This window comes from Nocardioides sp. YIM 152588, assembly GCF_040191335.1.
GTDB lineage: Bacteria > Actinomycetota > Actinomycetes > Propionibacteriales > Nocardioidaceae > Nocardioides.
Genome location: NZ_JBEGDJ010000033.1, coordinates 15,201 through 29,511, shown reverse-complemented (window position 1 = coordinate 29,511; position 14,311 = coordinate 15,201). Strand labels below are relative to the sequence as shown.

Here is a 14,311-nt window from a genome sequence, read left to right as displayed (position 1 = left end):
CGCTCACGGCCCGCTGACCGTCACCGTCTGGGTCGTCGACGCCGATGCGCCCCAGCCGTCCGTGGCCGTCAGCCGGATCGTGTAGGTGCCCGGCGCGGCGTACGTGCGCGAGAGCGCGGAGCTGGAGCTGGTGCTCGTCGAGCCGTCGCCCCACTCCCACAGGTAGCTGATCGAGTCGCCCGTGTTCGGGTCCGAGGTCCCCGACCGGTTGACCGCGCAGGTCAGGCCCGTGCAGCTGTACACGAAGGCGGGCACCGGGGCCAGGTTGCCGGGCGGCACGGTGATCGTCACCAGCTGCGCCTCGCTGGTGGCCGTCGCGTTCCACTCGTCCCTCACGGTCAGCGTCACCGAGAAGGTGCCCGCCGCGGTGAAGGTCCGGGTCGGCAGCGGCCCGGAGGTCGATCCCGTCCCCGGCCCGCCGTAGCTCCAGGAGTAGGTCAGCGCCGTCGGGTTCTCGTCGCTGGAACCACGGCCGTCGAAGGTGCAGACGTTCTGGTTGCACGAGTAGGTGAAGCTGGCCACCGGCGGGTCGTTGGGCGGCAGCGTGACCGTGACCCCGGTGGCGACCCGCTCCTCGCCGATCTGGCCGTGGATGTCGACCGCGCGCACCAGCACGCTGTACGTGCCGGCCGGGAGCACCGGCGTGGTGTAGGAGTAGTTCGACCCCGCGCTGCCCGGGCTGTTCAGGAACGCCGAGCGGTAGCTCGCGGTGGTGCTGGTGAAGGTGCCCGTCGAGCTCATGAAGCGCCCGAGGCTGTCCACCACCGCGATCTGGACCGAGGCGATGCCGACGTCCCCGTTCGGGGCGTCCTCGGCCCGCCCGGTGACCACGATCCGGCCGTCGTCGAAGGACGAGCCGTCCTGCGGCTGGCCGAGGGTCGGCGAGAGCGACGGCGGGTCGTCGTTCGGGTACGCCGCGTAGCTCGCCGTCGCGGCGCTCGGGTCCTGCTGGCCGCGGGTGTCGAAGGCGAGCGCGGTGAACCGCCAGTCGCCCCCGCTGGGCAGGGTGATCGTCGGCAGCGACCAGGCCACGCTGGTGCCGCCCGGGACGTCGAGCGTGGCGCTGCGGTAGGCGACGTCGACGCCCATGCTGCCGTTGGCCTGCAGGTAGCGGCCGGTGTCGCGGTTCTGGATCGAGACCTGGACGCTCTCCACGCCGAGGTCGTCGGTGGCGGTGCCGGCCAGGTCGACGACCAGCGACTCGTCGAGCGGCGGGGTGAACACCATCGTCGCGTTCGGCGGGCCGTCGCCCTCGTACTGGGCGCTGATCGTGAACGTGCCGCGGTTCGCGCTGGACGTCGTGAGGTCCCGGTCGTCGGTGGCCTGCACCCGGAACGTGTAGCTGCCGGGCGTCAGGTTGAACGGCGTCGTGTAGGTCCAGTTGTAGCTGGCGCCCGCGATGTCGACCGGCGAGATCCGGTGGTAGCCGGCCGAGATCCCGGTCCCCCACGTCCCGTCGGCGCCGAGGTTCTCTCCGGTGGAGGTGTTGCGCAGGTAGACCTCCACGTTGCGCAGGCCCTCGTCGTCGGTCGCCGTGCCGGAGAACGTCATCGGGCTGCCCGGCTCGACGACGAGGGTGGGCACGGAGAACGGCGGCGTCATGACCACCGGCTGGCTGATGGTCACCGAGGGCGCGACGGCGGAGGTGGAGACCAGCCAGTCGCGGGTGGCGCTGCGCAGGTCGGCCTGCCCGGCGGTGTCGATCGCGGTCGCGGAGCCGCGCCAGGTGCCCTCGTGCGGCAGTGTCACGTCGTAGGACCAGGTCGCCGAGGTCGCCCCGATCACGTCCGGGGTGCCCCGGAACGAGTTGTAGAGGTCGTCGACGGTCCCGTCGTTCTGCAGGTAGCGGCCCTGCTCGTCGCGGAACCAGTACGTCAGCGCGGTGACGCCGTTGTCGTCGGTCGCCGTGCCCGTCATCGTGAACGAGGTCGAGGTCTGGATGCCGCTGGGGCCGTTGATCGACGTCGCGGGTGTCTGGTCGGTGATGCCGAAGCTCTCGAACTTCTTGTCCGCGGGCGTGCTGTCCCCGCTGCCGCCGGTGGCCGCGGTGAACGCCTGGGCCCGGACCAGCAGCTCGCGGTTGCCGGTGACCGTCGCCGGGATGGTCCAGCCGCGGGTGGTGCCGGAGCCCGTCAGGGTCGCGTCGAGCCAGTTCGCGCCGCCGCCGAAGGAGGTGAACGAGGTGCCGTCGTCCTGCAGGTACTGGCCGGAGTTCCGGTCGCGGATCTGCACCTGCACCCGGCCCACCGACCCGGTGGCGACCTGGGCCGACCCGGTCACCTGGAACTCGGTGCCCGACTCCACGACCCGGCCCTCGATCGGGGTCTCGATCATGGTCTCCGGCAGGGCCGGCGGGAACGCCTCGGAGTCGAAGTCGAAGAAGCCGACGCGACCGGTGCGCACGCCGCCCTTCCACGTGCCGTCGCCGCCGACGAAGAGGCCGCGCGGGGTGGCCTCCATCGCCTTGTCACCCTCGAACGAGTTGGAGCCGCCGGTGGGGTTCCACTCCACGGCCTTGCCGTCCACCGGGTTCAGCGCGGCGATGTGGTCACGGCGCACCACCTGGTCGCCCAGCCCGTAGCCCGAGAGGCCCTGGCCGGTGCCGTAGCCCACGTTGTCCAGGCCCGGCCACGGGTCCTCCGACGTCGGTGACTCGATCCAGCTGAAGTGGCCACCGAGGTAGACCGCGACCTCGGTGATCGCCACCGAGTAGACACTGTCGAAGTGGCGCGAGATCCACAGCGGCTGCACGTCGCTGTCGGTCAACGACGCCTCGTCGAGCGGATAGGCGATCGCGGTGTCGCTGATCGGCGGACGGTCGCCACCGGAACCGCTGGTCACCACGAAGTAGGAGTCGTCCGGCGCCACGTCGCCGCAGCAGATCCGGGTGACGCCGCCGACCCGGCCCAGGTTCTCGTCCCACAGCGTGCTGCGCCAGGGCAGCAGCTCCTCCGTGGCGGTGTCGATGACGCCCATGCCGAGGCGGTCCTGGCCGTCGATCTTGCGGCCGGTGTGGATCACGATCAGCTTGGTGCCGTCGTGGGTCAGCTTCAGCTGCGGCACGCCCAGCGCGCCGTTGACCCCGATGCCGCCCGACAGCGAGTTGTCGAACGACTCGTCCACCACGCCCGAGGCGGCATTGACGGCGGCCACACCGGTGCGCAGGACTCCGTTGATCCGGCTGAACCGGCCGCCCACGTACAGGGTGTCGTCGGTGGCGGCCAGCGACTGCACCTGGTTGTTCGTGCTCCGCGTGAATCCGAATCCGGCGAGCGGGGCGCCCGTGGTCAGGTTCAGGCTGGCCACCTTCTGCGCGGCGGTGCCGTTGACGGTGTTGAACGAGCCGCCGACGAAGAGCTTCGTGCCGTCCGGGCTGGCCTCGACCGCGGCCACGCCGCCGTTGAACGTCGGCCGGAACGTCGTGTCGATCAGGCCGGTCTGGTAGTTGTAGCTGGCCAGCCGCGCCTGGTTGACCACCGCCGTGTTGCCGCCGGTGTTGTTCTGGATGCTGGTGAAGGTGCCGGCGATGAAGACCCGGTTCAGCGACGGGACGACCTCGATGTCGACGATCTCGCCGTCGTTGATCCGCGGGGTGTTGGTGCGCGGAGCGTCGGGGACCAGGCGGGTGTGGCCGGGCACGCCGGTCCGGGTCGGGGGCTCGGCCGGAGGGTCGGTCGGCGGCTCGTCGGCGCCGGGCACGAGCACGACGGTCCACATGGTCGCCCGTCGGCTGGAGATCGCACTGGTCGCCGTGCGTGATGGGCTCGCCCCGGCGGCCACGGGGGCGCCGTCGTCGGAGGCGACGGAGCTGATCCGGCCCGACCCGGAACCCACCGCGATACCGCGCTGTGTCTGCCCCGCCGGCAGCGTCCAGCCGGTGGTGGCGGCGCCCCGGTCGGCCCAGTAGGAGACGACGAGGGAGCCGTCCGCCCCGACCGTGGCACCGGGGGTGCTGTGGGCGGCGCGGTTCACCGTCTCGGCCGCCGACGCGACGGTCGCGACCGGGTCGGCCGCCGTGCCGTCGTAGGCCAGCAACTGGATCGTCGACTTCGTCCGCGCCGCGAAGGTGACCCGGGCGGTGGCGCCGGCATCCCCCACGGTCGCCACCCTGCTGTAGAGCGTGGTCTCGATCGTGTCGTTGACCCGCGCGCCCTCGCGGGTCCAGCCCGCCGGGGTGGACGGGCTCATCGCGCTCTTGTTGGTCGAGACGAAGAGCAGCAGGGCGTCGCCCTCCTGCACCGGTGCGGGGATCGCCACCACCGCGCTGGTCTTGTTCGCCGCCGCCTCGGCGGCGGCGCGGAAGGCGACCGGATCGGCCGCAAGGGCCGGCGGTGCCGCGAGCCCGACGGCCACCAGGGCCGCCGCGGCGAGGGCGGCGACCAGCGCCGCGAGGGGGACGATGCGCACCGGGCGCTGGGCTACACGGGACCTGGACATCCGCACTCCTGAGACGGTGTGCAACCCAGTGCCGCGAGACCGTCGGACGGAACGTAGATGTGCGCCCGGTGGCGGCCGCGACAATATCCCGTGAATCATCGAATTCGATGAGCCGGCTCCGTCGGAGCACTGAATCCGTGGCCCGACCGAGCCATCGCCACGGAACCGATCGAGCTATTGCCACGGAACCGGGCCGGCAGCGCGCTGCCGGCCCCGGTCCGGTGCCGTCCTAGGGCGCGGGCGCGGGTTCGGTGACCGTGACCGACTCGGTCACCGAGTCCGCGAGGCCCCAGCCGTCGGTGACCGTGAACGTGATGTCGTAGGTCCCCGGGGCCAGGTAGGCGTGCGACGGCGACGAGCTGGTGCTGGTGGCGCCGTCGCCCCAGTCCCACAGGTAGCTGATCGAGTCGCCCGCGTTCGGGTCGGCCGTCCCCGAGCTGCTGACCGCACAGGTCAGGTCGGTGCAGCTGTAGAGGAAGGTCGCCTCCGGAGCCACGTTGCCCGCGGGCTCCGTGATCGTCACGTCCTGCGGATCGCTGGTGGTCGACACGTTCCACTCGTCGGTCACGGTGAGCGTCACCGCGAAGGTGCCGGCCGAGGTGAACGTCTTCGTCGGCAGCGGGCCGGAGGCCGAGCCCTGGCCGCCGAAGTCCCACCGGTAGGTGAGGGCGGTCGGGTTCTCGTCGCTCGAGCCGCGACCGTCGAAGGTACAGACGTTCTCGTCGCACGAGTAGGTGAACGTCGCCACCGGCGGGTCGTTGGGCGGCAGGGTGACCGTGACGCCCGTGGCGACCCTCTCCTCGCCGACCTGGCCGTGGATGTCGACCCCGCGCACCCGCACGGTGTAGGTGCCCTCCGGCAGGACCGGCGTCGTGTAGGAGTAGTTCGACCCCGCGCTGCCCGGGCTGTTCAGGAACGCCGAGCGCCAGGACTCGGAGGTGCCGAAGGAGCCTGTCGAGCCCATGAAGAGGCCCGCGGCGTCCTGCACCGCGATCTGCACCGAGGCGATGCCGACGTCGCCGTTGGGGGCGTCCTCGGCCCGGCCGGTGACCACGATCCGGCCCTGGTCGAACGCCGATCCGTCCTGCGGTTGGCCCAGGGTCTCCGAGAGGGCCGGCGGGTCGTCGTTCGGGTACGCCGCGTAGGAGGCCGTCGGCGCGCTCGGGTCCTGCTGGCCGCGGGCGTCGAAGGCGAGCGCCGTGAACCGCCAGTTCCCGCCGGTGGGCAGGGTGATGGTCGGCAGCGACCACGCCACGCTGGTGCCGCCCGGCACGTCGAGGGTGGCGGTGCGGTAGGCCGTGGCCAGGGCCAGGCTGCCGTCGGCCTGCAGATAGCGACCGGTGTCCCGGTCCTGCAGCGAGACCTGGACGCTCTCCACGCCGAAGTCGTCGGTGGCGGTGCCGGCCAGGTCGACGTCCAGGGACTCGTCCAGCGGCGCGACGAACTCGATCCCCGTGTCCGGCGGGGCGTCGCCCTCGAACTCCGCGCTGACCGTCAGTCGGGCCCGGTTGCTGCTCGACGTGGTCAGGCCGTCGTCATCCGTCGCACGCACCTGGAAGTCGTACGTGCCCGGGGACAGGTCGAACGGCGTCGTGTACGACCAGTTGTAGGTGAACCCGGCGATGTCGACCGGCGAGACGCGGTAGTACCGGTAGGAGACGTCGGTGCCCCAGCTGCCGTCCGAGCCCAGGTTCTCCCCGGTCGAGCGGTTCCGCAGCCGGATCTCCACATCGTGGAGCCCCTCGTCGTCGGTGGCGGTGCCCGCGAAGGTCATCGGGCTGCCGGGCTCGACGACGAGCGTCGGCACGGTGAACGGCGGCGTCACCGCGACCGGCTCGGTCATCGTCACCGTCGGCGCCACCGCGCTGGTCGAGACGAACCAGTCCCGCGTGGCGCTGCGCAGGTCGGCCTGCCCGGCCGTGTCGATCGCGGTCGCGCTGCCGCGCCACTCGCCCTCGTGCGGCAGGGTGACGTCGTAGGACCAGGTCGCGGAGGTCGCCCCGATCACGTCCGGGGTGCCGCGGAACGTGTTGTACAGGTCGTCGACCGTGCCGTCGTCCTGCAGGTAGCGGCCCTGGTCGTCGCGGAACCAGAACGTCAGCGCGCTGACGCCGAAGTCGTCGCTCGCGGTGCCCGAGACGGTGAACGACAGGGTGTCGACGGTGCCGCGCGGCTCGCTGATCGAGGTCGCCGGCGTCAGGTCGGAGAGGCCGAAGGACTCGAACTTCTTGTCCGCCCAGGTGCTGTCCCGGGTCCCGCCGGTGGTGACGGCGCGGGCGCGGACCAGGAGCTCGCGGTTGCCGCTGACGGTGGCCGGCAGCGACCAGCCACGGGTCGTGCCGCTGCCCCCGTCGAGCGTCGCGTTCATGTTGTTGAAGCCGCCGAAGGTGGTGCCGTCGTCCTGCAGGTACTGGCCCGAGTTCCGGTCCCGGATCTGGACCTGGACGTTGCCGACGGTGCCGGTGGCCACCTCGGCGGTGCCGGTCACCGTGAACTCCGTGTCGGCCTCGACCACCCGGCCCTCGATCGGGGTCTCGATCGTGGTCTCGGGCAGCGCCGGCGGGAAGACCTCGGTGTCGAAGTCGAAGAAGCCGACCCGGCCGGTGCGCACGCCGCCCTTGAACTGGCCGTCGCCGCCGATGAAGAGGCCGCGCGGGGTGGCCTCCATCGCCTTGTCACCCTCGAAGGAGTTGGAGCCGCCGTTCGGGTTCCACTCGACGGCCTTGCCGTCGACCGGGTTCAGCGCGGCGATGTGGTCGCGGCGGACCACCTGGTCGCCCAGGCCGTAGCCCGACAGCCCCTGGCCGGTGCCGTAGCCGACGTTGTCCAGGCCCGGCCACGGGTCCTCCGACGTGGGCGACTCGGCCCAGCCGAAGTGGCCGCCGACGTAGATGGCGACCTCGGTGATCGCCACCGAGTAGATGGAGTCGAAGTGGCGCGAGATCCACAGCGGCTGCACGTCGCTGTCCTCGAGCGAGGCGTCGTCCAGCGGGTAGGCGACGACCGTGTCGCTGATCGGCGGGCGGTCGCCGCCCGAGCCGCTGGTGACCACGAAGTAGGAGTCGTCCGGCGCCACGTCGCCGCAGCAGATCCGGGTGACGCCGCCGACCCGCGCGAGGTTCTCGTCCCACAGCGTGCTGCGCCAGGGCAGCAGCTCCTCGGTGGCGGTGTCGATGATGCCCATGCCGAGCCGGTCCTGGCCGTCGATCTTGCGGGCCGTGTGGATCACGATCAGCTTCGTGGCGTCGTGGGTCAGCTTCAGCTGCGGCACGCCCAGGGCGCCGTTGACCCCGATGCCGCCGGACAGCGAGTTGTCGAAGGACTCGATCACGGCACCGGTGTCGGTGTCCATGGCCGCCACGCCGGTACGCAGGACCCCGTTTATCCGGCTGAACCGCCCGCCGACGTACAGGGTGTCGTCGGTGGTGGCCAGCGACTGCACCTGGTTGTTGGTGCTGCGGTCGACCACGAAGGAGCCCAGCGGCGCGCCGGTGGTCAGGTCCAGGCTGGCCACCTTCTGCGCGGCGGTGCCGTTGACCGTGTTGAACGAGCCGCCGACGAAGAGCTTGGTGCCGTCCGGGCTGGCCTCGACCGCCGCGACGCCGCCGTTGAACGACGGCCGGAAGCTCGTGTCGATCAGGCCGGTCTCGTAGTTGTAGCTGAGCAGCCCGGGCTGGCTCACGAAGCCCTGGTTGGCGCCGGTGGTGTTCTGCGCGCCGCTGAACGTGCCGGCGATGAACACCCGGTTCAGCGACGGGACGACCTCGATGTCGACGATCTCGCCGTCCTCGATCCGCGGGGTGTCGGTCCGCGGCCGGTCGGGGACCAGGCGGGTGTGACCCGGCACGGCCTCGCCGGTCGGGGGCGGCGTCGCGGTGCTGTCGCCCGGCTCGAGGACGACGGTCCACATGGTCGCTCGGCGCGTCGAGGCCGCGCTGGTCGCCGTGCGCGAGGGGGTCCCTCCGGCGGCGACCGGGGCGCCGTCGTCGGAGGCGACCGAGCTGGTCCGGCCCGAGCCGGAGCCCAACGCGATGCTGCGCTGCGTCTGGCTGGCCGGGAGGGTCCAGCCGGTGCCGCCGCCGGCGCGGTCGGCCCAGTACGACACCACCATCGAACCGTCGGTCGCCACCGACGCACCCGGTGTGGTGTGGGCGGCACGACGGGTGGTCTCGGTCGTGGACGCGACGGTCGCGACAGGGTCGTCCGCCGTCCCGTCGTAGGCCAGGAGCTGGATCGTCGACTTGGTGCGAACCGGGAAGGTCACGCGCACGTCGGTGCCGGCGTCGCCCGCGGTCGCAACCTTGCTGTAGAGCGCGGTCTCGAGCTTGCCGTCGACCTCGGTGCCCTCGAGGGTCCAGCCGGTCGGCGCCGACGAGTTGAGGCCGCTCTTGTTGGTCGAGACGAAGAGCAGCATCCCGTCGGCGTCCTGCACCTCGGCCGGGATCGTCACCTCGGCGAAGGGGCGGTTGGCCGCCGCCTCGGCCGCGGCGCGGAACGAGATCAGGTCGACCGCGCGCGCGGGCGAGGCCGTCGCTCCGACGACGGCAAGCGCCGCCGCGACGACGGCGGCTGCTCCTGACAGTGCGGCGACGGTCCGAGCCCTGCGCCCCTTGAGTCCGCTTCCAGCCTTGGGCATGTCCATAGCCGCCATCGCTTGCTCCCTCGGCCGGCTCGCTGCGCGGCACTCGCTCTGCGTCGCCCGTCAACCGGGCCCTCATTCGCGCCGCAACCTAAGGCGGGTGGGAGGAACGCCGCTGACGGCGCGTCCCGGGTTCCCCGATATCGGGGAACGGCGGCGCGGACCGGGCCGGGCCGTACCCAACATCGGGGAATCGGTCCCCTCCTGGCAGGTCCGGGCCGTCGACACCTAGCGCCTGCGGTTCACCGGTGCTGCACTGGTAGGCAATCAACGGGGCTCGGGCCTTGCGACGGGAAACCGGCCGACTCGGAGGTCGGTCGCGGGAGCGCAGTGCTGGAGCCGCAGACCTGAGGACCCACCATGAAGCGACCCCCTCTCGTCGGTACCCTCGCCGGCGCCCTCATCCTCATCGGCGTCACGCTGGCCGCCCCGGCGAGTCCCGCCTCCGCGGCTCCCGAGACCGAGGTCAGCTGGGAGATGAACGAGTCCTCGGGCGCCACCACGATGACCGACTCCGGACCGTTCGGCATCGACGCCACCGTCGATCCCAGCGGCGTACGCACCGGCAGGACGGACGGTGCCACCACCTTCTACCGCTGGCCGTGGCGCAACCCGACGGCCGCGCCCGCGAGCCCCGAACGGGTGATCCAGGTCGCCGACGACCCGCATCTGGACCCCGGCGCCGACGTGTTCACCGTCGAGCTCCGGTTCCGCACCCACGCCAACTTCGGCAACATCACGCAGAAGGGCCAGTCCCGGACCCCCGGCGGCCAATGGAAGATCCAGAACCCGAACGGCCGACCGTCCTGCCTCTTCAAGGGCTCCAACGGTCGCACCGCCACGCGTTCCCCGATCGTGCTCAGCGATGACGAGTGGCACGTGCTGCGCTGCGTGCGCACCACCAGCCGCGTCGAGATCTGGGTCGACGGCGTCCGGGTCAACCGGAAGAACGGCTGGGCAGGGACAATCGACAACAGCTTCCCACTCTCCATCGGTGGGAAGACCAAGTGCGACCAGATCAAGGTGACCTGCGACTACTTCTCGGGCGACATCGACTACCTGCGGATCTACCGCGGCTGAGACTGAGACCGTCCGCGCCGTCGGGTGACCCGCGGGGCGGCGCCGATCAGCCGAGCAGGCCGGCGTCGAGGAGGTCGTCCGCGGCCGCCCGGATGGCGGCGAACGGCAGGTCCGCCCGGTCCGCGATCTCCAGCAGGCTGGCCTTCCCGTCGGTGTAGGCGAGCGTCCACAGCATCGCCATCACCACGTCCGAGGCCGACTTGCCACCCATCGTCGGGTAGAGGCCCCGCTTCCCCAGCTGGGGCTCGCCGTAGGGACTCAGGTTCGTCAGCACCCGATCGCCCTCCAGAACCTCGACGATCTCGACCAGCGCGGTCAAAGACTCCTCCAGCTCGTCGTCCGCCACGAAGGCCAGGTCGTCGGCCGAGGTGTGGTACTCGGGATACTCGCCGTGGGGGGTGCGGGTCAGCCGGCCGACCGGAAGGTCGAACCCGACCGCGTTGAACTGGCGCTCGTCGTACCCGTACGGCGAGTATCCGCGCACCTCGCCCCCGCGACGTCCGACGACGTGCTCCGCCGCCCGGTCGACGTACGCGTCGCCGCGCCGGGTCTGCTTGTACACCAGCGGCCCGCCACCTCCGAGACCGGTGAGCACCACCCCGTGGCGGATCTGCGGGATCACGTGCGCGCTCCGGCTGAGCCACGCCAGCGAGCCGATCGTGCCAGGCGCGAAGAGGAACCGATAGGTGAGCTCGCGATCCTCCAGGCCGGCGAGATGCCTGATCAGCTCGGTGGCGACCGCCAGCCCCGTCAGGTTGTCGTTGACCAGCGAGGGGTGGCACACGTGCGAGCTGACCAGCACCTCCCCCGCTCCGGCGCCCGGCAGGACCACCTCGCCGTAGACCAGTTCGCCGGGTTCCAGGGTGGAGTCGACCAGGACCTCGTAGACGCCCGGCTCCAAGGACTCCAGCTGGCGATGCGGCAGGCAGAAGCCCCAGTTCCGGTGGTAGTAGCTGGTCCGGTACGGGATCCAGTCCGGGCGGTCCGGCATCGAGTGCAGGTGCGGGCGCAGCTCCTCGAGCGGGAGCCGGGTCCTGACGGGAGCGCTGTAGCTGACCAGGTGGAGGGTGTGGTCGGCGAGTTCGACGACCCGGCGTCCGTCCGGCCCGTCCACCCACGCCGCCCGAACGTTCCACTCGTCGCCGATGGTCCAGTCGAAGACCTGCGTTCCGGAGGGAACGCCGGTCCGCGTCATCGAGACCCCGGACGGCAGCGCCGCCTCGATCATGTCCAGCGTCCGGCGCACACCGTCGCCGGTGATGCTGCGGCAGATCGGGTAGGCCTCCGCCATCCAGGAGCGCATCCGTCCGCCGGGGCTGGCCGCCGCAGCGCTCATCCGCGGTCCTGCGCCAGCCGGAGAACCATCTTGCTGCAGTAGTAGGCCTCGGCGTAGCGGCTGCGGCACTCCATACCGCGTAGCCGCATCAGCCCGAGGAACATCTCGTCGTCCCACCAGTCTCGGTCCGCCTGGCTGGGGAAGTACTTGTTGAGCAGCTCGACCTTGCGTCGCGCGATGCCCTCCGAGACCGGTACGTACTGCTGCGGCGAACCGAGGTCACCGTCCCACTTCGGGATCTCGTAGTGCAGGATCGGGGCGTCGCGCCAGACCGTGCTGGCCAACTGACCGACGAGCCGGTGATCCTGGTGTGCGTCGTCCGGGCGCGGTGCCAGCACGAGGTCCGGCCTGCACTCCCGCCCGAGGGCCTCGAGCGCGTCCTTGACCTCCTCCCACAGCACGGGGAGACGACCGTCGCGCAAGCCTGCGAAGTGGCTCTCGGTCCCCGGAGCGAACTGCTGCAGCGCTTGGGTCGACTCCTGCTGACGCTCGCCGTCACCCGTGAGCACCATCGCGGTGAAACGCGTGTCGGGACGCCCGGCCAGCGTGAGCAGCGTGGCACCGCAGCCGATCTCGATGTCGTCCGGATGCGCCCCCAGGCAGAGCACGTGGTGTGCGCCGGCCGGAAGAACGAGCCCCTTCACCGGCTCCGCCGCCCTCGAACCATCGCCCTCAGCCGCACGCCGGGCGCGCCTCGGCGACCGGGAAGATCGGTCGCGTTCCGTTCGATGCACGACGCCACACGGCCCACGGACTGTTGCCCGTCTTGTACATCGCCTCCAGCGCGGTCCGCTCCTTCAGCGTGTCCATCGGTGCCCAGAACCCGGGATAGCGCACGGCGCGAAGCTTGCCCTCCTGAGCGGCGCGGACGCATCCGTTCATCACCAGGTCGTCGCCCTCCTCGAGGTAGTCGAAGATGCCCTGCCGCAGCGCGAAGAAACCACCGTTGATGTGCATCGACATGTCGGCGACCGGGGTGAGCCCTGAGACCATCCCGGCGTCGTCGAGGTCGACCACGTGGAACGAGTCCTGCGGCTTCACCGCGAGGAACTGCGCGACACACCCCGAGTCGGCGAACTCGTCGATCAGGTCGTTCATCGGCGCATCGGTGAGAACGTCGCCGTAGTTGGCCAGGAAGATCTCGTCGTCCTCCAGGTAGGGACGGACCCGGCGGAGGCGCTCGCCGATCGCGGTGTCCATCCCGGTGTCGATGAAGCTGATCGTCCAGTTGCTGATGTCGGTATCGAGCAGCTCGACGTGATCGCCACCCTTGGTGAGCACGAAGTCGTTCGACTCCGTCTCCTTGTAGTTGAGGAAGTAGTCCTTCACCGCCTGCGCGCCGTAGCCGAGGCACAGGATGAACTCGGTGTGGCCGAAGTGCGCGTAGTAGCGCATCACGTGCCAGAGCACGGGCCGACTGCCGATCGGCATCATCGGCTTGGGCAACGACTGGTTGTCGGCACGCATCCGCATGCCGAGGCCGCCGCAGAACAGAACCACCTTCATCTCGTCTCTCCGTCCTGTCGATCGTCGAGCGGTTCAGAAGACTTCGAGCCGCGGCAGCGCCACGGCCAGCTGCGCGCCCCACTCGCGCGTGTACTCCAGCTGTGCGGTGATCTCGGCCCGCAGGTTCCAGGGCATGATCACGATGACTTCGGGGCGCTCCTCGGCAAGACGCTCGACCGGGCTGATCGGGATGTGCGTCCCCGGAAGGAAACGGCCGTGCTTGTGCGGGTTCCGGTCGACGGCGAAGGAGAGCAGGTCCGCCCGGATGCCGCAGTGGTTCAGCAGCGTGTTGCCCTTGCCCGGAGCGCCGTACGCCGCCACCTTCTTGCCCGCGCGACGGCACTCGATCAGGAACTCCATCAGGTCGTCGCGGACCTTGCCCACCTGCTCGGCGAACCCGGCGTGCCCGTCCAGCGTGTGCAGGCCGGCGGCCGCCTCGTCGGCCAGCACCTTGGCGACGCTCCCGCTCGGCGCGCCGGCGTTCTCGGTCGGCGTCGACCAGGTCCGCAGCGAACCTCCGTGGCTGGCCAGCTCCTGCACGTCCACGACGGTCAGTCCGGCCCGGGCGAGCACGCGCTGCGTCGTCAGCAACGAGAGGTAGGAGTAGTGCTCGTGGTAGATCGTGTCGTACTCGTTGCCGTCGATCAGCCGGAGCAGGTGCGGGATCTCGATGCTGACGTAGCCGTCGTCGGCGACCAGCGCCCGCAGGCCCTTCGCGAAGTCGACGATGTCGGGAACGTGGGCGAAGACGTTGTTCGCAGCGACCAAGTCCGCCTTGCCGTGGATGTCCGCGACCTTCGTGCCGGTCTCCTCGCCGAGGAACATGACCTCGGTCGGGATGCCCTTGGCGTTGGCGACCTCGGCGATGTTCGCGGCGGGCTCGATCCCGAGCGACCGGATCCCCTTGGCGACGCTGTGCTGGAGCAGGTAGCCGTCGTTGCTGGCGACCTCGACGATGAACGAGTCGTCATCCAGCCCGAGCCGGTCGACCGCGAGGTCGACGAAGTCGCTGGCGTGGCGGACCCAGGAGTCGGAGTACGACGAGAAGTAGGCGTAGTCACTGAAGATGTCCTCGGCGGGGATGTACGCCGGGAGCTGAACCAGCAAGCACTCTTCGCAGACGCGAACGTGCAACGGGTAGAACGTCTCGCCCTGGTCGATCTGGTCCGCCGCGAGATAGCTCTCGCACGGCGGCGACATCCCCAGGTCGACGAAGGTGTGGTTCAGCTCGGTCGAGCACAGACGGCACTTCGGTGCGCTCACGTCGTCCCTCCTCACAGGCCCCGCCCGATGTTGAGACCCTCCGCCTCACA

Annotated in this window: 7 protein-coding genes; 1 reads left to right on the top strand and 6 read right to left on the bottom strand. The window is 70.7% G+C overall.

Going from position 1 to position 14,311, the window contains the following annotated elements; genetic code table 11:
* Nucleotides 1-3: 3 nt before the first annotated feature.
* Both ABLM29_RS15235 and ABLM29_RS15230 read right to left on the bottom strand, forming a co-directional pair.
* A complete protein-coding gene (locus tag ABLM29_RS15235; protein ID WP_349714990.1) occupies nt 4-4,407 on the bottom strand; it encodes a PKD domain-containing protein in 4,404 nt (1,467 codons plus the stop codon).
* Nucleotides 4,408-4,666: 259 nt separating this feature from the next.
* Nucleotides 4,667-9,073: a PKD domain-containing protein gene (locus ABLM29_RS15230; protein WP_349714989.1), complete on the bottom strand. Its 4,407-nt coding sequence runs from the start codon at nt 9,071-9,073 to the stop codon at nt 4,667-4,669.
* A 363-nt stretch (nt 9,074-9,436) separates the two neighbouring features.
* On the opposite strand from ABLM29_RS15230, the gene ABLM29_RS15225 reads away from it, so the two are divergent.
* On the top strand, nt 9,437-10,156 hold the full coding sequence (locus ABLM29_RS15225; protein ID WP_349714988.1) for a LamG-like jellyroll fold domain-containing protein: 720 nt from the start codon (nt 9,437-9,439) through the stop codon (nt 10,154-10,156).
* A gap of 46 nt (nt 10,157-10,202) precedes the next feature.
* On the opposite strand, the gene ABLM29_RS15220 is transcribed toward ABLM29_RS15225, so the two are convergent.
* From ABLM29_RS15220 to ABLM29_RS15205, 4 genes are read right to left on the bottom strand one after another with little or no spacing between them, the layout of a single operon-like run.
* Complete coding sequence (locus tag ABLM29_RS15220; protein WP_349714987.1) at nt 10,203-11,492, bottom strand: DUF4910 domain-containing protein; 1,290 nt, start codon at nt 11,490-11,492, stop codon at nt 10,203-10,205.
* Nucleotides 11,489-12,136 carry a PIG-L deacetylase family protein gene (locus ABLM29_RS15215; protein ID WP_349714985.1) on the bottom strand — a complete coding sequence of 216 codons (648 nt, stop codon included), beginning with the start codon at nt 12,134-12,136 and terminating at the stop codon, nt 11,489-11,491. Before ABLM29_RS15215 ends, ABLM29_RS15220 begins: the two co-directional genes overlap by 4 nt.
* 28 nt (nt 12,137-12,164) lie before the next feature.
* On the bottom strand, nt 12,165-12,998 hold the full coding sequence (locus tag ABLM29_RS15210) for a sugar phosphate nucleotidyltransferase (protein WP_349714984.1): 834 nt from the start codon (nt 12,996-12,998) through the stop codon (nt 12,165-12,167).
* Nucleotides 12,999-13,031: 33 nt separating this feature from the next.
* Nucleotides 13,032-14,261 carry a methyltransferase domain-containing protein gene (locus ABLM29_RS15205; RefSeq protein WP_349714983.1) on the bottom strand — a complete coding sequence of 410 codons (1,230 nt, stop codon included), beginning with the start codon at nt 14,259-14,261 and terminating at the stop codon, nt 13,032-13,034.
* Nucleotides 14,262-14,311 lie beyond the last annotated feature (50 nt).